This is a genomic window from Allokutzneria albata, assembly GCF_900103775.1.
Taxonomy (GTDB): Bacteria; Actinomycetota; Actinomycetes; order Mycobacteriales; family Pseudonocardiaceae; genus Allokutzneria; species Allokutzneria albata.
This window is the reverse complement of sequence record NZ_LT629701.1, coordinates 5,781,903-5,801,296: the sequence shown is the minus strand read 5'-3', so window position 1 is coordinate 5,801,296 and position 19,394 is coordinate 5,781,903. Positions and strand designations below refer to the sequence as shown.

Sequence of the window (19,394 nt, the reverse complement as noted above, 5' to 3'; positions counted from 1 at the left end):
GCTACAACAGGATCTGGCTCACCGTGTGGATCAGCAGCCCGGCCAGCGCGCCGACGACCGTTCCGTTGATGCGGATGAACTGGAGGTCGCGGCCGACCTGCAGCTCGATCTTGCGGGAAGCCTCCTCGGCGTCCCAGCGCTGCACGGTCTCGGTGATCAGACCGCCGATCTCGTTGCGGTAGTTGACGACCACGTACATCGCCGCGCCCTCGAGCCAGCCGTCGGCCTTGGCCCGCAGCGCCGGATCGGACACCAGCCGGTCGCCGAGCTTGAGCAGCCCGTCGCGCATCCGCTGCCGCAGTTCGCTGGACGGGTCCTCGGCCGCCGCGAGGAGCATCTTCTTCGCCGCGCCCCACACGGAGCCGGTGAGCCGCTGCGCGTCCGGGTGGGCGAGCACGTGCTGCTTGACCTGTTCGGCCCGCTCCATCGTCGCCGGGTCGTTCTGCAGGTCGTCGGCGAACTCGGTGAGGAACCGGTCGATCGCCTGGCGCATCGGGTGTTCGGGGTCGGACTGCACCTTCGCGGTGAACTTCAGCAGCTCCTTGTTCACCCGCTCGGCCAGCATGCTGTCCATGAACTTCGGCGACCAGCTCGGCGCGCGGTCGCTGACCAGCTTCGACACCGCGTCGGGGTGATCGCGGACCCACTCGTGCGCGCGGTCGCAGAGCAGGTCGACCAGCCGGTGGTGGGTGCCGTCGGCGAACAGCTGGCCGAGCAGCCTGCCCAGCGGCGGGCCCCACTCGCGGTCGGTCACCTTGCGCACGACGGCCTGCTCCAGCACTGCCTGCACGTCCTCGTCGCGCAGCACCGCCACCGCGCCGCGGACGATCGCCGACGCCTCCTCGGTCACGCGGTCGGCGTGCTCCGGCTGGGACAGCCACTCGCCGAGCCGGGCGGAGAAACCGACCCGCCGCAGCTTGTCCCGCACCACGTCCTCGGACAGGAAGTTCGACTCGACGAAGGTGCCGAGGTTGCGGCCGAGGTCGTCCTTGCGGGTCGGGATGATCGCGGTGTGCGGGATCGGCAGGCCGAGCGGGCGGCGGAACAGCGCGGTCACCGCGAACCAGTCGGCCAGTGCGCCGACCATGCCCGCCTCCGCCGCGGCCCGGACGTAGCCCGCCCAGCCCTCCGCGCCCTGTGACTCCAGCCAGCGCGTGACCGCGAAGACCAGCGTGGCGCCGAGCAGGAAGCACAGCGCCACCACCTTCATCCGGCGGAGGTCGCGAAGCTTCTCGTGCTCTCGGGGAGTCAAGGCGGCCACTCCTCGATTGTTACCCGTGTTTGGCCGCCGGGGTGCCGAGGCAGCAGGATCGTGGCCGTGGCTAATCGTGCTCTCGTCTCCCGGCTCCAGCCGTTCACCTCGACGATCTTCGCCGAGATGACCGCACTCGCCCAGCGCACCGGCGCGGTCAACCTGGGCCAGGGCTTCCCGGACACCGATGGTCCGGCGGCAATGCTCGAAGCGGCCAGGGCCGCCATCGCCAACGGCGTCAACCAGTACCCGCCCGGCCCGGGCATCCCCGAGCTGCGCACCGCCGTCGCCGAGCACCGCACCCGCTACGGCACCGTCTACGACCCGGACACCGAGGTCCTGGTCACCGTGGGCGCGACCGAGGCGATCGCGTCCGCGCTGCTCGGCCTCGTCGAGCCGGGGGACGAGGTCGTGCTGGTCGAGCCGTACTACGACTCCTACGCCGCCTCGGTCGCGCTGGCGGGAGCGGAGCGCAGGGTGGTCTCCCTGGTGCCGGACGGCGACCGGTTCGCGCTGGACCTGGACGGGCTCCGGGCGGCGATGGGCCCGCGCACCAAGGCGATCCTGGTCAACACCCCGCACAACCCGACCGGAACCGTCTACACGGCCGACGAGATGGCCGAGATCGCCCGCCTGTGCCAGGAGCACGACGTGGTCGCGATCACCGACGAGGTCTACGAGCACCTGCTCTTCGACGGCAGGCAGCACACCCCGCTCGCGTCGCTGCCCGGGATGGCCGAGCGCACGCTGACGATCTCCAGCTCCGGCAAGACGTTCAGCGCCACCGGCTGGAAGATCGGCTGGATCTGCGGTCCCGCCGAACTCGTCGCGGCCGCGCGCGCCGCCAAGCAGTTCCTCACCTTCGTCGGCGGCGCCCCGTTCCAGCCCGCGGTCGCGCACGCGCTGCGCACCGAGCTGGACTGGGTGGAAGAACAGCGCCTTGCCTTGCAGGACAAGCGAAACCGGCTCTCCGCCGGGCTCGCTGAGGCCGGTTTCGGCGTGCGCGCCAGTGAAGGCACGTACTTCGTGTGCGCCGACGTGCGCCCGCTCGGCTTCGAGGACGGATACGAGCTGTGCCGCGCCCTGCCGGAGCGCATCGGCGTCGCCGCGGTCCCGGTCCAGGTCTTCACCGACAACCAGGACAACTGGCGGCACCTCGTCCGCTTCGCGTTCTGCAAGCGCGACGAGGTGCTGGACGAGGCCGTGCGCCGCCTGCACAAGCTCGCGTCCTGATCAGCAGCACAGCCAGTCGGTCGCCAGTGGTCGACGGCCGGGACCGTTGAGCACGAAGGAGATCGGCCCGGCGGGCAGATCGCGCACCGCGAACCGCCCACCCGGGCCGCCTCCGTCCTCGGCACCGCCGGCATGCCAGAGCGTGACGCTGGTGAAGCCGGAGACGAGCAGGCCCCGCGCCCACCTCCGGCACGCGGTCCCGCCCAGCTCGACCTCCAGCGTGGTGCCGGGGGCGGCGAAGACCAGCCGTCGTGGTCCTCGCCGCTGCTCGCCGGGCCACGCGGAGTCCGCCACCTGGGGCAACCGGTCGGCGCCCAGCCGCCTGCGGGCCGCCGCCGCGGCGATGGCGGTCTCCGGCGCGGGGTCGACCTCCAGCAGCAGGGAAGCCAGGTCGGCCAGCAGGTTCATCGACGCGTCCTCGCGAGCTTGCGGCGCAGCGCGTGCAGGCAGCGCAGGCGCACCGGGCCGACGCTGCTCTCCGCGATCCCCAACTCCCGCGCCAGTCGCGCGTAGCTGACCTCCGGGTGGAACGCCAGCACCCACAGCACGCGCTGGCACCGCTCCGGCAGGTCCGCGAACGCGCGCCACAGCTCCCTGCGGGCGGCCGCGTTGATCAGCTCGGCCTCCGGGCCCGCGTCCGGCCGGGGCCGCTCCAGCAGGGGCGGCTCCAACGGCGTCTCGCGGTGGCGATCGGCGAGGACCCGCATCGACTCGCGGCGGGCGGTCGTCACCAGCCAGCCGGGCAACCGCTCGGGATCGCGCAGCGTGTCCATCCGCTCCGCGAGCCGCAGCCAGGTCAGCTGCGCGACGTCCGCGGCATCGGACCTGCTCAGCCGGTGTGATCGCGCCGTGGCCCACACCAGGCGCTGGTAGCGGGCGACCAGGGCGCGCCACGCGGGCTCCTCGCCCGCCTTCGCACCCGCGAGCAGCTCCCGCGTGGTCTCTGCTGTTTCCCCTTCTCCGTCCACAACGCTCCCCTTCGCGTGGTCGTCCGGTGGTGCCGAGCTATGTGACTCGCCAGTAACCTCCGGCGGATCCGTCGCTCGCCGGATCGAGTGGCGCCGCGACGCGTCCGGATGCCGCACCCGCGCACCCAACGGCCCAAGCGCCCGCGGTTGATCACGGCTCGATCGGGCAAAACGGGCTGCCGGGCGACGCCGCGCAGTCCGGTCTGTGCCTGGATCGGCAGGGAAAAGCCAGGTCATCCCGCGCAGCCCGAAAGATCGACGATCGTCACTCTGCGTAAGAGGCGGTGGGCGGGGCGGCTCGGGGAGCGGAGTGGAACGCCAGGTGGCGGGGCTCGGTCACGCCTGCCGCCGGGGCTCACTCGTCCGGGTGGCGCCACGCACCGTCATCGCAGGCCAGCGGCCCACCCCCGAGTGGAGCACCAAGCAGCCTTTCCGGGTGGTTAATTGCGGGTAGGCTCGCCATCGGCGCCGGGTGGAATAAACATGTCAATCGCAGCGGTTCCCGAGCGTGTTACGTCTTTGGTGATCGGCGGGTGGTGGTGACGGTGTCCAGCACCGGAACGGTGCGCAGCTGGGGAGAGAGGCTGCGCGCTGTTGCCGTACGGCTGGCCGTCACGGGTGGTCTGGCTGCGACCGCCTGGCTGGCCGTGGCCACCGCCGCCAGCGCCGACGAGGCGCCGGCCCGCGTCGACGTTCTGAGCCCGTCGGTCGTCTTGGAGCAGGGCCAGCGACCGGCGGATGCCGCGACGCAGGCCGGTGCCCTCGTCGACCGGCTCGCCACGTCGAACGCCGCCCGCCTCCGGGCCGCCAAGGCCCCCGCTGTCACCGACCGCCCCGCCGCTGTCGTGCGGACCGGCGCCGGTGCCCAGCACACCGAGCTGCGCGAGCTGATCAAGGACCTGCTGCGGCTGCGGCTCACGCCGTCCGCCCCGGCGCCCGGTGAGGACCCCGACGCGGGGCTGACCCGGCCGATGCCGGAGCCCGATCCCGAATCCCCCAACCTGCTCCCGGCCGGCCCGGAACGGCCGCCGCTGGGCAACCACTCCTCCGGTGAGGTCTCGGCCGAGCGGCCCAAGCCGCTGCCGTGGCCCGAGCCCGACCCGGTGACGCTGCCCGCTCCGGACGTCCCGCCCGCGCAGCTTCCCGCCGAGGAGACCGCCGCCATCCGGCACGGCAGTCACCACCCGAGCGTCCGCCAGGCTCCCAGCCGCTCCGCCCTCTCCCTCGGCGGTGCGAACGACGCCAAGAAGGACGGCGTTCCCACGCTGCCGCGCGAGGACTCCAAGCCGAGCCCGGTGCAGACCGGGACCTCGCCCGCGGGCAACGGCCTCGCCGAGAGCGGCCCGAACCGCACTGCCGCGGGCCTGCCCGCGCTGCTTCCCCCGCCGCCGGTGCTGTCGGTGACCGGCGTGGTCTACGGCGACGGTGTCGTTCCGGTCGCCGGTTTCCTGAGCCGTCCGGCCACCTCCCCGGACTGACCCCGCGACCGCTGGCGCGGTTGGGGTGTGCGCAGTTCTAGTTGATCTTGCTCATGCTTCGGCGCCGACCGTCTGTGCAACGGTCGTGACGCCCTTCCCGACCGGCGCGGCGCCCGCGGGTTCGCTCCGGAAGCTTCTTGTCCAAAGCCATGCCGGAAGTCGGTTCCCCCGCCGATGAGCCCGTGGGCGCCCGCCCGGCCCCGACTCTCCGCTTCGCGCGGACACCCCGTCCTCCCGTGCCACCCGATTCCGACCGACCGCGCCCGGCCGGGTCGGGTTTACAGCCCCGGCGTCGCGTTGCCCCCGCGACGTCGGGGCTTCTTACTGCCCGGACTCAGGCCCAGCCGGGGTGAGGACGTCCCGGCCGGCGGGACTCAGGTCTTGGCGCGCTCGCGGAAGGCCCGGGCCTTTTCGCGGTTGCCGCACACGCGCATGGAGCACCACGAGCGCGAGCGGTTGCGGGAGCGGTCGTAGAAGGCCCACCGGCAGGTGCGCGCCGGGCAGATCTTGAAGCGGTCCCACTCGCCGAGGATGGTCAACCGCAGCGCCGCGGCCAGGAACACGCCGGCCGCGGTGGTCGGCGCCAGCACGGGGACGCCCCCGCGCACCTCGGCGCGCAGGTCGACGGCGACGTCCGAAGCGGCGCCCGAGGTGAGGTCGGGGGCGTGCTCCCGGCAGGCGATCGCCTCGCGCAGGGCGTCGCGCAGCGGCCGGACGTCGGCGGGTCCGCCGGGCACCCGGATGCCGTTGCTCCTCGTCCAGAGCCGCCACTCGTCGACGTCGTCGAGCACGTCCGTGTGCTTCTCCTCGTCGCGGGTATTCAGGAACGCGAGCAGGAGGTCCACGTCGTGGTCGGTGTCCGGGGCGCTCACGCAGCCCACTCTACGACCGAGAACGGTTGCGACCCGCCCGGCTGACCACCATACTTCGGACACTGGTTAGTAACCGTCATCTAGTTCACAGTGGTTATGTGTTGGAGGGGTGGCCATGGCCGAGAAGCGCGGCCTGAAGCTGGAGACCGTGGTGCTGGACTGCCCGGAGCCGTTGGCGCTCGCGGCGTTCTACAACGACCTCCTCGGGTGGAACGGGGTCAGCGGCGACGACAGGTGGGCCTCGGTGAGCGGGCCGGACGGCGCCACGGTGTCGTTCCAGCGCGATCCCGGGTTCCGCGCGCCCACGTGGCCGGAGGGGGAGCGGCCGCAGATGCTCCATCTGGACATCAGGGTCGACGACATCGACGCGGAGCACGATCGCGTGGTGGCGGTCGGCGCGAAGCCACTGGGTGAGGTGCAGGGATCGCCGACGAACGGCTTCCGGGTCTACGCCGATCCGGCGGGGCACCCGTTCTGCCTGGTTGCGTGAGCCCGAGCGGACGGGGCTGGTGCACTGGGCCGCCCGGCATGCGCTGACCCGGGCGACCCAGTCACACCGTCCACACGTCGGGGGGCACTGATGTCAGTGCGGACGGTATGCCCCAGCGCCTCACGGATGCGGCTTGAGAGCCGGACAACCCGAGTCGGCGTAGTCCTTGTTGTACTCGAAATGCCACGGTTCGTTGGCATATCGACGGCACCACCCTAGTGCTCCCGCGGTGCGCTCCAACCATGCTGCCGACGCGCGGGGCTGCACGTCCACTGCGAGTCCCACCACATGCAAAGATTTAGCGGGCGGTAACACGTACCGCTCGGCCAGTCGCCGGTCGCCGTTGTAGCGCTTCAGCGCCGCGTCGAACTCCGCCTTCTGCTGCGCCGCAGTGCGTTTCGCGTCGTGCGCGCACAGGGTGACCCCCTGGGACGCGGCCTCTTCCTTCGCCTTGGCCCACGCCAGGGCGGCGGCGGGCTTCATCCCCTTCGTGTCCTTGTCGTGGTAGCCCGGATCGACAGGGCAGGTGCCGTTGGTGGTCTTGCCCTCGTTCTCGCCGCCGGGGGCCTTCCCCCCGTCGGACGGCGGCACGTAGGTCATCGCGGGCGGGGGGTCCGGCGGCATCGCGCGCGCCGCCGCGCTGTCCGTCTCGATGCGCGTTCGCTCTGGTCCCGAGGCTGCTCCGGGGTGGACGGTCATCGTTCCGAGCGCGCTGATCATCACACCGACGAGGGCGCCTGCGGCGACCAGTCCGACGGTTTTCTGCACTTCGCGCTCCCAGGGTTCGACTGCTTCCTTGATCGGATACGGCCGGGGGTGCCTGCGCGTTGCACGGGGGTGCGAGGGCAGCATCAGGAAATTGATATCCGCGGCTATACACCCCGTGTACAGTTCGGCTCATGTCAATAGGGCACGCACTGCTGGGCTTGTTGGAGAAAAGTCCACGACACGGCTACGACCTGAAGCGTGCCTATGACGAGCGTTTCGGGCACGACCGGCCGCTGCACTACGGCCAGGTCTACTCGACGCTGTCCCGCCTGCTGCGCAACGGACTCGTGGAGGTGGACGGGACCGAGGCGGGCGGCGGACCGGAGCGCAAGCGCTACGCCATCACCGAGGCGGGCGTCACCGACATCGACGGATGGCTGGGCACGCCGGAGAAACCCGAGCCGTACCTGCAGAACACCTTGTACGCCAAGGTGGTGCTCGCGCTCATGTCCGGGCGCAGCGCCCAGGGCGTGCTGGACGCGCAGCGCGCGGAGCACCTGCGGCTGATGCGCACGCTGACCCGCCGCAAGGCCGCGGGGGACCTGGCCGACCAGCTCGTGTGCGACCACGCCCTGTTCCACCTCGAAGCCGACCTGCGCTGGCTGGAGCTGACCACGGCGCGCCTCGACGAGCTGAGGGAGGCCAGCACATGACCGAACTGCTGGTGGCGAAGGGCATCGCGAAGGCTTTCGGGCCGACGGCCGCGTTGGTGGACGCGAGCATGTCGGTGCGGGCCGGTGAGCTGGTCGCGGTGATGGGGCCGTCCGGATCGGGGAAGTCGACGCTGCTGCACTGCCTCGCGGGCATCCTGAAGCCGGACTCGGGCACGGTGAGCTATCGGGGCGCCGAGCTGTCGGCGATGTCGGACAGTGAGCGGAGTGCGTTGCGCCGCAACGACTTCGGCTTTGTCTTCCAGTTCGGCCAACTCGTTCCCGAGCTGACCTTCCTGGAGAACGTCGCGCTGCCGCTGCGCCTCGGCGGAATGCGGCGGGCCGACGCCGAGCGCTCCGCCATGGTGTGGATGGACCTGCTGGAGGTCGGTGACATCGCGGCCAAGCGGCCGGGCGAGGCATCGGGCGGCCAGGGGCAGCGGGTCGCGGTGGCGCGGGCGCTGGCCACGAAGCCGAAGGTGCTCTTCGCCGACGAGCCCACCGGGGCGCTGGACTCGCTGAACGGCGAGCGCGTCCTCCACCTGCTCTTCGGCGCCGCCCGGCAGACCGGTGCGGCGGTCGTGCTCGTCACGCACGAGCCCCGCGTCGCCGCGCATGCCGATCGCGAGATCGTCGTGCGGGACGGACGCACACAGGACGTGGAGTTGGTCGCGTGACCGAACGGCCCGGCTGGTGAGGGACACCCTCCGACGCTGGTCCGCCGACCTCGCCCTCGGGGTGCGACTCGCGGTGGCGGGAGGCCGGGGCTCCGCTGTGCGCCTGGCCTGGATCACGATCGGCATCGGGCTGGGCGTCGCGGCGCTGCTCACCGCCGCTTCCGCGGGCAGCGTCCTGGAATCCCACGAACAGCGCACGCACGCGCGCAGCATCGGCGCCGCTCCTGACGCGAGCAGGCCGATCCCCGGCGTCAGCCCGCTGTACAGCACGGTGGTCAGCACCGAGTTCGCCGGACGGCGGTTCGGCGGCGAGATGGTGTTCGCGGACGGTCCGGCGCCACCGAAGGTGCCCGGGGTGGAGGTGCTGCCGAAGCCGGGCGAGATCGTGCTGTCACCCGCGTTGCGTGATCTCCTGGACAGTCCCGAGGGAGCACCGCTGCGCCCGAGGTTTCCCCAGCGCGTCATCGGGATCATCGGTGAGGACGGCCTGAGCGGTCCCCGGGAGCTGCACCTCTACGTCGGCGTCGAGCGCGCCGAGCTGCACCGGACCACCCCGGCCTACAGCGTCGGCGCCCCCGCTGAGCGGCTGTACTTCGACCCGCTGCTCTCGTTGCTGGTGGTCATCACGTTGGTGGTGCTGCTCATCCCGGTGGTGGTCTTCGTCGCGGGGACGGCACGGCTGTCCGCGTCGGCGCGGGACCGCAGGCTCGCCGCGCTTCGGCTGATCGGCGCGGACGCCGGGCAGGTCAGGCGGATCGTGGCGGGTGAGTCCTTGGCCGGGGCGCTGGCGGGCCTCGTCGTCGGTGTCGGGTTCTTCGTGGGCGGGCGCGAGCTGGTGGACTCGATCTCGCTGTTCGGGCTGAGCATCTTCGGCGAGGACGTCAGGCCGTCGCCGCCCCTGGTGCTGCTGGTCTTCCTGGTCGTGCCGGTGATCGCGGTCGGGACGGCCTTCATCGCGCTGCGCCGCACGCTCATCGAACCGCTCGGTGTGAGCAGGGGAGTCCGCCGGGCTCCGCGCAGGCTCTGGTGGCGGCTGTTGCCGATCTTGGCAGGGGTCGCGTTGCTGGCCGGGCAGCACCGGGGCATGGCGTCGCGGTCCCGGCCGGAGCTCGTCGTCCTCGGGGTGGTGCTGGTCCTGGTGGGGATGCCGATGGTGCTGCCGTGGCTGCTCGAACGCTGCGTCGGGCGATCACGGGGCGGGCCGCTGTCCTGGCAGCTGGCGATGCGGCGGATGGAGGCGCACGGCGGCGCCTCGTGGCGGATCGTCGGCGGGTTCGCGGCGTTGCTCGCGGGCGGGATCGCGCTCCAGGCACTGCTGCTGACCAGCGACCCGATCCACCGGGAGATGTCGTGGAAGCCCAGCACCGACCGCGACCTGGCGTGGATCAACGTCGCTGACGCGGAGTCGGCACGGCAGTTGGCGGAGCGATTGCGCGGCATGCAAGGGGTTCAGCGCGCTGTCTCCCACAGCGTGGCGTACGCGCAACAGCCGGCCCACGTGGCCAGTCCCGTCGAGCTGACCGTCGCGTCGTGCCCCGCGCTGCGGGAGCTGACGCCGATCGACGCCTGCGCCGACGGCGACGTCTTCGCCTTCCCCGACTCCAACGGCGATTTCGCGGACATACCTGCGGGAACGGAGTTCGTGCTGCAGGCTGCGCGGGAGGGGACGCTGACCTGGCGGCAACCGGAGCGAGTGCGGCAGGTCGCGCGGCCCGCCGTCCGCGTGCCCTGGAGCGGATCCGGTCTGCTGGTCACCCCAGCGGCCATCGGGCCCGGGACGCCGGAGCTGCAGCACGTCGTGGCCGTCCGGCTCGGTGAGCACGATTCGCTCGCCCTGGAAGCGATTCGCAACGAGATCGGATTGACCAGGACGCTCAGCTTCTCCGCACGGGCGACGCCGGCCTCCGACTCCGAGCGGACCTACACGGCGATCCGGCGGCTGGTCACGGTGGCCTCCGTGGTGACGCTCGCGCTGGCGGCGGGCGGGCTGCTGGTGGTGGCCTTCGAGCACGTCAGGCACCGCAGGCGGCAGTTCGCGGTGCTGTCGGCGACCGGAGTGCCGTACTCGACCCTGGCGTGGTCGGTGCTGTGGCAGAACGCCGTGCCGGTCGTGCTCGGGACGGGGGCCGCACTGGTGTGCGGCCTCGGCCTGGCGGCGCTGGTGCTGAACACCACCCCGATGCCGCGGAGCTACGACTGGGAGGCCATCGGCATGACGGGGGTGGCGGCGGTGCTCGCGGTGCTGCTGGCGACGGTGATGACGCTGCCGCAGCTGCGCCGGGCGATGCGCTCGGAGGGTCTGCGCACCGAATGATGCATTTCCATGCAGATATCTCCGGCGCATTCTAGTAAAATTACCAGTGCGGGTACGCGGATCAGATGATGAAGTCGAGGATCTCCTCGAAGAAACCGTCGTCCTTGTCGCGCTTCCGCTTCTTGTCGTCGACCTCCCCGCCGTTCGCGCGCTTGTGCTCGTAGTACTTGCTCGACGCCTTGACCAGCTGCTCCAGCTCACCGGGGTCGAGGTAGAGGCCCTGGCAGCCGCGGCACTGGTCGACGTGCACGCCGTTGCGCTCGTAGTTCACCATCGCGTCATTGCATTTCGGGCAGATCATGGGTTCAGATTACGCGGATTCGAGTTCCCAGTGGTGTCCTCCAGAAGGCTCATCGAGCCAGATCCATTGACCGCCGGGATCGATGGTGAGCCGGAATTGCTCCCGGCGGGGTTCGCCGAGCGCGCGCCAGCGTTCGTAGGCCTGCTCGGTCTCGTCCCACAGCCGTCGCGGGCCGCCCTGCTCGACGTGGTGCCGCCCGCGCTCGGAGGTGTGCCGGACCCAGGAGCCGTCCGGGTGCACCAGCCAGTTCTGCCGCAGCTCGCCGACGGTCATCCCGGTCGCGGGCCGCACGCCCGGCAGCGCCAGACCGGCGAAGAACTCGAACGCGCTGCTCGGGCTGGTCACCACGTTCATCCCGAGGGCCGTCGGCGACCGGGGCCCCGAGCAGTCCCCGACATCGCGCAGCAGGTCGGTGATGTCAGGGCCCCGATGGGCGCGCAGCGGCATGAACCGGCCGTCCGCGGGCAGCACCGTGCCTTCGCCGGTGTTGTTGCGGCCCGCGGTGATGCGCACGAGGCCCGCCCCGAGCGGCCGGTGCAGCGTCGTCACGATCAGACCGCCGACCACCGTCTGGGCCAGCCAGGGCAACGGGATGCTGCTCACCGAGCAGGTGGCGAGCACCCGGTCGTACGGCGCGGTCGGGGGGTAGCCCGCCGCGCCGTCCGCGGTGGCCAGGGTCGGTCGGTAGCCCGCGCGCTCCAGGTTGGCTGCCGCCCGGCGCAGCACCAGCGGGTCGACGTCCACTGTGGACACGTTGCGCGGGCCGAGCCGGTGGCACAGCAGTGCCGCGTTGTAACCCGTCCCGGTGCCGACCTCCAGCACCTTCTCGCCGCCACGGATCCGCAGCGCCTCCAACATGATCGCCATGATCGTCGGCATGCTGGAGGAGGAGGTCGCGGTGCCGGGCGTGCGTCCCTGCCGCCGGGCGAGGGCCCACCTGCGGTCGTCGCAGTCGAGCTGGGTCACCCACACCCAGTCCGAGTAGACCAGCTCCAGCCACTCGTGGTCGGAGTCGGCGACCGCCGTCCAGCCGCCGTCCGGGTGCGGTCGGAAGAACCGGGGCAGGAACAGGTGCCTCGGTACCTGCTCGAAGGCCGCGCGCCAGTGCGGATCGGCCAATGCGCCCTGTTCGGCCAGCGTCGCGGCCATCCGGTTGCGCAGCCGTTGTGCCTTGCGCTTGCTCAACTCGCCCATGGCGCACCTCGGCGTTCACGGTAACGCCCCGTGGCCCGCCGCGCCTTCAGCCGAACAGGGCAGCTCCGGCCGCGAACCCGCCCGCCGCGGCGAGCACGCCGAGCACGACGCTGCCCGCGACGTTCAGCAGCGCCGCCCGGCCCGCGCCCCGCCGGAGCAGCTCCACGTTCTCGTAGCCGAAGGTGGAGTACGTGGTCAGCGCACCGCAGAGCCCGGTGCCGAGCAGTGCCATGCCGGGGGCCGCCACCGCCGCTCCGGTGAGCACGCCGAGCACGAACGAGCCGATCACGTTGACCGCGAAGATGCCCCGGGTGCCGAACCGCTGGGCGGCCAGGTACCGCAGGGGGGCGCCGATCCCGGCGCCGAGCGCGACGAGGAGTGCGTTCACCGGGCGAGCCTCGCTCCCAGCACCACCGCGGCGAGTGCGGCGAGCAGCGTGCCGAAGACGTAGAGCGCGGCGGTCAGCAGGTGACCGCCCGCGAGCAGGCGTTCGGTCTCCACGGCGTAGCCGGAGAAGGTGGTGAAGCCGCCGAGCACGCCGGTGCCGAGGAAGGGCCTGCGCAGTCCCTTGACGGGCAAGGCCATCAGGGCGCCGATGAGCAGGCAGCCGAGCACGTTGATGCCGAAGGTGGCCACGGGAAACCCGTCGTGAGGACCACTGACGGTGACCGCGATGCCGTACCTGGCGAGCGCACCGACGATGCCGCCGGCCGCGACCGCTAGTAGTGCCGGAGCCTGTTCTCGCACGTCAAGACGGTATACGGGCCGATGTGGGCAAGGCCACCTCCCTCCTGCAAGCACTCTGCTTGCAACAGCTAGCACCTGTGCGTACTGTCGGGTAACAGCGAGAGGAGGTGGCCGGATGGGCCGGGTCGAGAAAGCCGTCAGCGACGTCAACGAGGCCGTTGTCGGCACGGTCCGCGACATCGGTGAGTACATCCGGACGCAGCGCTCCAACGCGCAGATCTCCCTGCGGCAGCTGGCCAAGCAGGCCGGGGTGTCCAACCCCTACCTGAGCCAGATCGAGCGGGGGCTGCGCAAGCCGAGCGCGGAGATCCTGCAGCAGATCGCCAAGGGGCTGCGGATCTCGGCCGAGGCGCTTTACGTGCAGGCCGGAATCCTCGAGGAGCGGGAGAGCGGCGCCGTCGTCGACGCCGTGCTCGCCGACGCCGAACTCACCGAGCGGCAGAAGCAGGTGCTGCTCGACGTCTACCAATCCTTCCGGCGGGAGAACCGCGCCGAAACGTCCACTGTGGACGGACAAGGCGATGCGTCCCCGTCTTCCGAGACTCGCCAGAACTGAGGAGAGAACAACCATGGCTACGCTGCCGACTTCCGAGGACGTCCGCAAGGCCCGCGAGCAGGCGGGCGCCGTCGTCACCACCGTGCTGGAGCAGGCGCGCACCCCGCTGCTGGCCGCGCTCGGTGCCGGTGACCTGGCCGCCAAGGCCGTCGCCGACGCGCTCGGCAAGGCCCGCGAGGCCGCCAAGGACGGTGCCGAGGCCGCCAAGTCCGCCGCCGACGAACTGCCCAAGGACCTCAGCGGGCTGCGCGCCAAGCTGGAGCCCGCCGAGCTGCGCAAGCTCGTCGACGCCTACACCCAGGCCGCGCTGCAGCTCTACGGCTACCTCGCCGAGCGCGGCGAGGAGGCGCTGGAGACCCTGCGCAACACCCCGCAGGTGCAGAAGGCGCTGACCCAGGTCGAGGAGGGCACCAAGGTCGCCCAGGGCCGCGTCGAGGAGGTCGTCACCGACGTCCGCGAGCTGGCCGACGACGTGCTCGGCAAGGTCACCCGCCGCACCCGCTCCGCCGGTGAGAAGGCCGCGCAGGCGACCGAGCGCGCCGCCGAGGACGTGGCCGAGGCCGTGATCGACGCCGGTGCCGAGGCCGCCGCCGCGACCCGCAGCACCACCCGCAAGGCCGCCACCCGGACCGAGGCCGCCAAGACCGGCGCCGCCAAGCCCGCCGCGGCGAAGAAGACCACCAAGAACTGACACCCCGCGAAACCCGTCAGGGCCCCTGGTCGCTCCCGTGGACCAGGGGCACTGACGCGTGGGGCACCGGATCACCGGAACAGCCCGTACGCTGGAGTTGTGTTGAGGCCAGACGCAGTCATTCTGCTTCTCATCTACTGGGCGGCGATCCCGTTCGGTGTGTACGCGTTCGGCCACGCCCTGATGCAGCGTGCCGATGCCTTCACCGTGGCGGACAAGCTGACCAAGCCCGCGTGGCTGGGCATCTCCGGTGGCGCCACCGCGGCGTTGATCCTGTTCCAGTTCGGCGGACCCGGGACCTTCTTCTGGATGGCCGGGCTGGTCGCGGTGCTGGTCTACATCGTCGACGTGCGCCCCCGGCTGGTCGAGGTCCAGCGCGGCCCGCGTTGGTGACCTGGCAGGCCCACGGCTCGGGTGACCCGGTCACCGTCGTGGTGCCCGGCCTGGGGACCACACCCGGCGAGGCCAGGCTGCCCGCCTCCGGTCTGCCGGGCACCCGCGTGGTGCTGACCCTGCCCGGCCACGGCGACGCCCCCGGCGCCCCGCCCGGGTACTGGCGCTACGACCGGGTGGCCGACGACGTCGCCTCGGTCGCCGACGAGGTCGGTGCCACCGCCGCGATCGGCACCTCGCTCGGCGCGGCCGCCTTGATCAACCTCGTCGCCCGCGAGCCGGAGCGCTTCGACCGGCTCGCGCTGCTGCTGCCCGCCGCGCTGACCGAACCGCGCAGGGACCCGAACCTCCCGTTGCTCCGCCAGGCCGCCGCCGTGGCCCGTGGGGACCGCGCTGAGCTGCGCGAACTCATGCTGGAGCACCTGCCCCGGGACATCGAGCTCGGCGACTACGTCGACACCAGGATCGCAGCGCTGATGCGACTCGGCGACGCGCTCGCGGCCTTGCCCGGCCAGGCCCCGCTGAGCGATCCTGCGCAGGTCGCGGGCGTCACCGCGGACGTGCTGGTGATCGCGGCGACCGGCGACGGCCAGCACCCGCGGGAGGTCGGCGAGGCCGTGGCGAAGGCGTTCCCGCACGGGCGGCTCGAAGTGCTGCCGACGCGTGCGCCGCTGCTCACCCATCGGCCCCGGGTGCGGCAGTTGCTGACGGACTGGCTTGCCCGGCCCAGCCTTGGGTAGCCGTAGTTCATGGCCGAATACCTGAAGAGAGTCGCGTTCATGGTGGCCGACGAGGGCATCGAGCAGATCGAGCTCACCTCGCCGTGGCAGGCCGTGCTCGACGCTCCCGCCGAACCGCGCCTGCTCGGCCCGCAGCTGGGCACGGTGCGCGGCTTCAACCACCTCGACCCCGCCGACTCGTTCTCCGTCGACGTCGCGATCGAGGACGCCGCGCCCACCGACTACGCCGGGCTCGTCCTGCCCGGCGGCGTGGGGAACGCCGACAAGCTCCGGATGAACCCGCACGCCGTGCGCTTCGTGAAGGAGCTGGCCGCCGCGGGCAAGCCGATCGCGGCGATCTGCCACGCGCCGTGGCTGCTGGTCGAGGCGGACGTGGTGCGGGGCAAGACCCTGACCTCCTACCCGAGCCTGGCGACGGACATCCGCAACGCGGGCGCGCACTGGGTGGACGAGGAGGTCTTCGTCTGCCCCGGCGGCGGGTGGAACCTGATCACCAGCCGCACGCCCAAGGACCTGGACGCCTTCAACGCCGCCATCCTGAAGGTGTTTAGCCTGGGCGCATGACCTGGACCATCGCCGGATCGCTCACCGTCCTGCCCGCCGCCGAGCACCCGGAGCTGCTCGCCGAGCCGGTCGCGAAGGCCCTCAGCGCGCTGCCCGACACCGACCGCGACCGCGTCGGCGTTGCCGAGATCGACCCGGAGCTGGCCGACACGACGGCGTTCTGCGCGAAGTACGGCTCGCCGCTGGAGGCTTCGGCGAACTGCGTGGTGATCAGCGGCAAGCGCGGCGACACGGTGCGCTTCGCGGCGTGCCTGGTGCTGGCCACCACCCGTGCGGACGTGAACGGTCTGGCGCGCAAGCGGTTGGAGGCCCGCAAGGCGTCCTTCGCACCCATGGACGAGGCGGTCAGCCTGACGGGCATGGCCTACGGCGGCATCACGCCGCTGGGGTTGCCGCAGGACTGGCCGGTCCTGCTGGACTCCGCCGTCGCCGCCGCGCCTGAGCTGGTGATCGGCAGTGGTGTGCGCTCCAGCAAGCTGTTCGTCCCGGGCGATGTCCTCGCGCGCCTGGCCGCCGCCGAGGTCGTGGAGGGCCTGGGGCGGTGACCATGCCCGACTACGAGGTCGAGGCCGCGGAGTACGACTCGACCCGCGGCGGTGAGCCACGCGCACGTGCCGCGGCTGCCGCGATCGAACGACTGCTGCCGCCCGGCCCGGTGCTCGATGTCGCTGTGGGCACGGGGATCGTGGCCGCGGCGATGACCCGTCCGGTGATTGGTGTTGATCTATCTGCGGCGATGCTCGGGCACGCGGTGCGGCGGTTGCCGGGGCGGGTGGCCCGGGCGGATGCGCGCCGCCTGCCCGCCAGGTCGGACAGCGTCGCCTCGGTGACCGCGATCTGGTTGCTGCACCTGATGCCCGACTCGGAGGCCGTGGTGCGCGAGGTCGCCCGCGTGCTCCGTCCCGGCGGAGTGTTGGTGTGCACCGTGGACAAACGAGCCGCACACCGCCTGGCAGAGGGCAATCCCGCCATGCCTGGCGCGCGGGACGAGCGCGCCCGCGTGGAGGCTTTGGGCGCGCGGTACGGCCTCGCGGTGTGCGGCGAGGGCTCCTTCGTCGGCCACGGCCAGGAGCACGAGCCGGTGTTCCCGTTGCTGGCCCTGGCGAAGGGCTAGTGGAAGACCACAGTTCGGTTGCCGTGCACCAGGACGCGGTCCTCGACGTGCCAGCGCAGACCGCGCGCGAGGACGACCTTCTCGATGTCGCGGCCCTTGCGGATCATGTCCGCGCTGCTGTCGGTGTGGTCGACCCGGATGACGTCCTGCTCGATGATCGGCCCCGCGTCCAGCTCGGCGGTGACGTAGTGGCAGGTCGCGCCGACGAGCTTCACCCCGCGGGCGTACGCCTGGTGGTAGGGCCGGGCGCCGATGAACGACGGCAGGAAGCTGTGGTGGATGTTGAGCGCCTTGCCCGCCCACGCCGCGCACAGCTCCGGCGGCAGCACCTGCATGAACCGGGCCAGCACCACGGCGTCCGGGTGGTGTGAGTCGACGATCTGGCGGATCTGGTTGAACGCCGCCTCCTTGCCCTCGGGGTTCTCACCGGGGCCGGGGAAGGGCACGTGGTGGAACGGGATCCCGTGCGCCCTGGTGATCCCGGCCAGGTCCGCGTGGTTGCCGATCACCGCGCGCACGTCCACGTCCAGCTCCCCGGAGGCGACCCGGCCGAGCAGGTCGTACAGGCAGTGCCCGGCCTTGGAGACCAGGATCACCACCCGCCGCGGCACACCGGTGTCGCTGACCCGCCAGTCGGTGCGGCTGCCCAGCTCCGCCGCGACCTCGGCGAACCGCCTGCGCAGCTCCGCCAGGTCGAACGGCAGCGAGTCGGCGCGGACCTCCTGGCGGGTGAAGAACCAGTTGGTGTCGCGGTCGGTGTGGTAGGCCGCCTCCACGATCCAGCCGCCGAACTCCGCGAGGAACGTCGAGATCTTGGCGACGATCCCGGAGCGGTCGGGACAGCCGAGGGTGATGACGTAGCGGCGTTCAGGGCTGGACATGGCTGGTCAGTCTGTCAGGCCCTCACGATCGAGCGATGCACAGCCCGGTCAGATCGCGGGGAGCGCGTCGAACAGCGACCGGTCCCCGGTCCGGATCGCCGTGCTGGGCCGGTTCCAGATCGCCCGGTAGAGCGCGTCCGCCGTGCCCGCCATGGTCGCGTCCGCGTCGATCGCCGAGTCCTGCAACGGCAGCACCTCGACGGGCTTGCCCGCGCGCAGCACGAGCGTCCAGGCCCGGCCCGCGTCGGCCGCGTGGAACAGGATGCTGCCGGAGGCCTCGGTGTTCCTGAGCGCCACCAGCGGGGCCCAGCCCAGCGCCTCGTCGATGCCGTCCGCGGCGAACCCCGGGTCGAAGATCAGCCGCGAGTCCACGCCCTGGGCCAGCTCCGCGTCCACGCGGTGGATGGCGGCCTCGTGCGCCATGCGGCGGGCCCAGAAGGACGCCCGCTGGGGGAGGTCCGGCAGGAAGGTCCAGGCCGGCGCGTCCGGCCCCGCCGCCAGCAGGCGCTGACCCAGCAGTGCGGTCTGTTCCTGCCAGTGGTCCACCAGCGGCTGCCACTCGGTCGGCACCTCGGGGAACTCCGCGTGCTCGCCGGTCTCGACGATCACGCGGACCCAGCTGTGCGCCCTGGCCATGTGCGCGACCAGGTCGGTGACCGTCCACTCAGGACACGTCGGCACCGCGGCGGCAGGCCCGGCCTGCACGGCCGCGTCGAGCAGCGCGGCGGAGTGCTGGGTGATCTGGTCGACGAGGTCGGCGTGCTCCATACCGCCACCCTATTCGGGTTTCACGGGCAGGGGAGAGCTTCCACCAGCTCGTGCGCACCCGTGATCACCGCGGTGCTCGGGCGGTTCCAGACGGCGCGGTAGACCGCGTCCGCGGTCCCCGCGACCACGGCGTCGGTGTGGATCGCCGCGTCCAGCGCGGGGGTCACGTCGGGGGTCCGCCCGGGGCGCAGCGTCATCGTCCACGCGCGGCCCGCGTCGGCGGCGTGGAAGAGGATCGTGCCGCTCGCGGTCGTCCTGCCGAAGTCGCCCGGCAACAAGGTCAGCCGCTCGTCGATGCCGTCCGCGGCGAACCCCGGATCGAAGATCAGCCGGGAGTCGACGCCGAGCGCCAGGTCCGCGTCCACGCGGTGGATGGCCGTCTCGTGCGCTTGCCGCCGCGCCCACCCCCGGACGGTCCCGAGCCCCGCGGTGAACGTCCAGGTCGGCTTGTCCTGGTCCAGCTCGGCGAAGCGGTCCACCAACGTGGCGAGCCTGGCGTCCCACCACTCCAGCGACTCGTCCCACTGCTTCGGCGCGTGCGGGAACTCCGGTGGTGCGGTGATGTCCTGCGCGACAAGGATTTCCGCGACGCGCGAGTGCACGTTCGCGATGTGCCGCACCAGGTCCAGCACTGTCCAGCCGGGGCAGGACGGCACCTTCGCCTCCGGTCCCGCGGCCACCGCGGCCTCGCGCAGCGCCGCCGCCTGCTCCCGCACGTGCTTCACGAAGTCGGCGTGCTCCAT

25 protein-coding genes are annotated in these 19,394 nt (G+C 71.9%); 13 read left to right on the top strand and 12 right to left on the bottom strand.

Translation table 11 applies throughout. The features are described 5' to 3' along the window. Position 1 precedes the first annotated feature (1 nt). Positions 2-1,210 carry a DUF445 domain-containing protein gene (locus BLT28_RS26195; RefSeq protein ID WP_030427227.1) on the bottom strand — a complete coding sequence of 403 codons (1,209 nt, stop codon included), beginning with the start codon at positions 1,208-1,210 and terminating at the stop codon, positions 2-4. A gap of 168 nt (positions 1,211-1,378) precedes the next feature. Here BLT28_RS26195 and BLT28_RS26190 point away from each other — a divergent pair, with 168 nt between their 5' ends. Further along, positions 1,379-2,485 carry a pyridoxal phosphate-dependent aminotransferase gene (locus BLT28_RS26190; protein WP_052406941.1) on the top strand — a complete coding sequence of 369 codons (1,107 nt, stop codon included), beginning with the start codon at positions 1,379-1,381 and terminating at the stop codon, positions 2,483-2,485. Here BLT28_RS26190 and BLT28_RS26185 read toward each other — a convergent pair whose 3' ends face one another. Further along, positions 2,486-2,893: a hypothetical protein gene (locus BLT28_RS26185; protein WP_030427229.1), complete on the bottom strand. Its 408-nt coding sequence runs from the start codon at positions 2,891-2,893 to the stop codon at positions 2,486-2,488. Beyond that, the gene (locus tag BLT28_RS26180; protein ID WP_052406869.1) at positions 2,890-3,453 is read right to left on the bottom strand and encodes an RNA polymerase sigma factor; all 564 of its coding nucleotides are present in this window, start codon (positions 3,451-3,453) and stop codon (positions 2,890-2,892) included. Before BLT28_RS26180 ends, BLT28_RS26185 begins: the two co-directional genes overlap by 4 nt. A gap of 545 nt (positions 3,454-3,998) precedes the next feature. On the opposite strand from BLT28_RS26180, the gene BLT28_RS26175 reads away from it, so the two are divergent. Continuing rightward, the gene (locus BLT28_RS26175; protein ID WP_156050509.1) at positions 3,999-4,931 is read left to right on the top strand and encodes a hypothetical protein; all 933 of its coding nucleotides are present in this window, start codon (positions 3,999-4,001) and stop codon (positions 4,929-4,931) included. Between the two features lie 374 nt (positions 4,932-5,305). Here BLT28_RS26175 and BLT28_RS26170 read toward each other — a convergent pair whose 3' ends face one another. Beyond that, on the bottom strand, positions 5,306-5,803 hold the full coding sequence (locus BLT28_RS26170) for a CGNR zinc finger domain-containing protein (RefSeq protein ID WP_052406870.1): 498 nt from the start codon (positions 5,801-5,803) through the stop codon (positions 5,306-5,308). A 115-nt stretch (positions 5,804-5,918) separates the two neighbouring features. On the opposite strand from BLT28_RS26170, the gene BLT28_RS26165 reads away from it, so the two are divergent. Then, positions 5,919-6,293 (top strand): VOC family protein, encoded by a 375-nt coding sequence (locus tag BLT28_RS26165; RefSeq protein WP_030427233.1) that lies wholly within the window; start codon positions 5,919-5,921, stop codon positions 6,291-6,293. Positions 6,294-6,413: 120 nt separating this feature from the next. Here BLT28_RS26165 and BLT28_RS26160 read toward each other — a convergent pair whose 3' ends face one another. Further along, on the bottom strand, positions 6,414-7,061 hold the full coding sequence (locus BLT28_RS26160; RefSeq protein ID WP_052406871.1) for a D-alanyl-D-alanine carboxypeptidase family protein: 648 nt from the start codon (positions 7,059-7,061) through the stop codon (positions 6,414-6,416). A 131-nt stretch (positions 7,062-7,192) separates the two neighbouring features. On the opposite strand from BLT28_RS26160, the gene BLT28_RS26155 reads away from it, so the two are divergent. From BLT28_RS26155 to BLT28_RS26145, 3 genes are read left to right on the top strand one after another with little or no spacing between them, the layout of a single operon-like run. Next, a complete protein-coding gene (locus BLT28_RS26155; protein ID WP_030427235.1) occupies positions 7,193-7,714 on the top strand; it encodes a PadR family transcriptional regulator in 522 nt (173 codons plus the stop codon). After that, positions 7,711-8,388, top strand: a complete 678-nt coding sequence (locus BLT28_RS26150; protein ID WP_030427236.1) for an ABC transporter ATP-binding protein — start codon at positions 7,711-7,713, stop codon at positions 8,386-8,388. Before BLT28_RS26155 ends, BLT28_RS26150 begins: the two co-directional genes overlap by 4 nt. A 16-nt stretch (positions 8,389-8,404) precedes the next feature. Further along, entirely contained in the window at positions 8,405-10,702 is a 2,298-nt protein-coding gene (locus BLT28_RS26145) for an ABC transporter permease (protein ID WP_030427237.1), read from the top strand. A 61-nt stretch (positions 10,703-10,763) separates the two neighbouring features. On the opposite strand, the gene BLT28_RS26140 is transcribed toward BLT28_RS26145, so the two are convergent. The 4 genes from BLT28_RS26140 to BLT28_RS26125 are packed head-to-tail and all read right to left on the bottom strand — an operon-like array spanning position 10,764 to position 12,944. Next, complete coding sequence (locus tag BLT28_RS26140; protein WP_081900014.1) at positions 10,764-11,003, bottom strand: TFIIB-type zinc ribbon-containing protein; 240 nt, start codon at positions 11,001-11,003, stop codon at positions 10,764-10,766. A 9-nt stretch (positions 11,004-11,012) separates the two neighbouring features. Then, positions 11,013-12,197, bottom strand: a complete 1,185-nt coding sequence (tgmC, locus tag BLT28_RS26135) for an ATP-grasp peptide maturase system methyltransferase (protein ID WP_030427239.1) — start codon at positions 12,195-12,197, stop codon at positions 11,013-11,015. Between the two features lie 46 nt (positions 12,198-12,243). Continuing rightward, the gene (locus BLT28_RS26130) at positions 12,244-12,585 is read right to left on the bottom strand and encodes a fluoride efflux transporter FluC (RefSeq protein ID WP_030427240.1); all 342 of its coding nucleotides are present in this window, start codon (positions 12,583-12,585) and stop codon (positions 12,244-12,246) included. Next, a complete protein-coding gene (locus BLT28_RS26125) occupies positions 12,582-12,944 on the bottom strand; it encodes a fluoride efflux transporter FluC (RefSeq protein ID WP_043810210.1) in 363 nt (120 codons plus the stop codon). Before BLT28_RS26125 ends, BLT28_RS26130 begins: the two co-directional genes overlap by 4 nt. Before the next feature lie 115 nt (positions 12,945-13,059). Here BLT28_RS26125 and BLT28_RS26120 point away from each other — a divergent pair, with 115 nt between their 5' ends. The 7 genes from BLT28_RS26120 to BLT28_RS26090 all read left to right on the top strand — a co-directional run bounded on the left by BLT28_RS26120 (position 13,060) and on the right by BLT28_RS26090 (position 17,002). Then, positions 13,060-13,500 carry a helix-turn-helix domain-containing protein gene (locus tag BLT28_RS26120; RefSeq protein ID WP_030427242.1) on the top strand — a complete coding sequence of 147 codons (441 nt, stop codon included), beginning with the start codon at positions 13,060-13,062 and terminating at the stop codon, positions 13,498-13,500. Positions 13,501-13,513: 13 nt separating this feature from the next. After that, positions 13,514-14,191 carry a hypothetical protein gene (locus BLT28_RS26115; protein WP_043810211.1) on the top strand — a complete coding sequence of 226 codons (678 nt, stop codon included), beginning with the start codon at positions 13,514-13,516 and terminating at the stop codon, positions 14,189-14,191. Positions 14,192-14,290: 99 nt separating this feature from the next. Then, positions 14,291-14,584 (top strand): DUF2516 family protein, encoded by a 294-nt coding sequence (locus BLT28_RS26110; RefSeq protein ID WP_231950431.1) that lies wholly within the window; start codon positions 14,291-14,293, stop codon positions 14,582-14,584. After that, positions 14,581-15,324, top strand: a complete 744-nt coding sequence (locus BLT28_RS26105; protein WP_162184790.1) for an alpha/beta fold hydrolase — start codon at positions 14,581-14,583, stop codon at positions 15,322-15,324. Before BLT28_RS26110 ends, BLT28_RS26105 begins: the two co-directional genes overlap by 4 nt. 9 nt (positions 15,325-15,333) lie before the next feature. Next, positions 15,334-15,888, top strand: a complete 555-nt coding sequence (locus BLT28_RS26100) for a type 1 glutamine amidotransferase domain-containing protein (protein ID WP_030427246.1) — start codon at positions 15,334-15,336, stop codon at positions 15,886-15,888. After that, entirely contained in the window at positions 15,885-16,433 is a 549-nt protein-coding gene (locus BLT28_RS26095; protein WP_030427247.1) for a YbaK/EbsC family protein, read from the top strand. Before BLT28_RS26100 ends, BLT28_RS26095 begins: the two co-directional genes overlap by 4 nt. Positions 16,434-16,435: 2 nt before the next feature. After that, on the top strand, positions 16,436-17,002 hold the full coding sequence (locus BLT28_RS26090; protein ID WP_043810314.1) for a class I SAM-dependent methyltransferase: 567 nt from the start codon (positions 16,436-16,438) through the stop codon (positions 17,000-17,002). On the opposite strand, the gene purU is transcribed toward BLT28_RS26090, so the two are convergent. Genes purU through BLT28_RS26075 form a run of 3 tightly spaced genes read right to left on the bottom strand, consistent with a single transcriptional unit; the run spans position 16,999 to position 19,394 of the window. Next, a complete protein-coding gene (gene purU, locus BLT28_RS26085) occupies positions 16,999-17,883 on the bottom strand; it encodes a formyltetrahydrofolate deformylase (protein WP_030427249.1) in 885 nt (294 codons plus the stop codon). The two genes, BLT28_RS26090 and purU, sit on opposite strands and share 4 nt — an antisense overlap. 48 nt (positions 17,884-17,931) lie before the next feature. After that, positions 17,932-18,651, bottom strand: a complete 720-nt coding sequence (locus BLT28_RS26080) for a maleylpyruvate isomerase family mycothiol-dependent enzyme (RefSeq protein ID WP_030427250.1) — start codon at positions 18,649-18,651, stop codon at positions 17,932-17,934. Positions 18,652-18,671: 20 nt separating this feature from the next. Then, entirely contained in the window at positions 18,672-19,394 is a 723-nt protein-coding gene (locus tag BLT28_RS26075) for a maleylpyruvate isomerase family mycothiol-dependent enzyme (RefSeq protein ID WP_030427251.1), read from the bottom strand.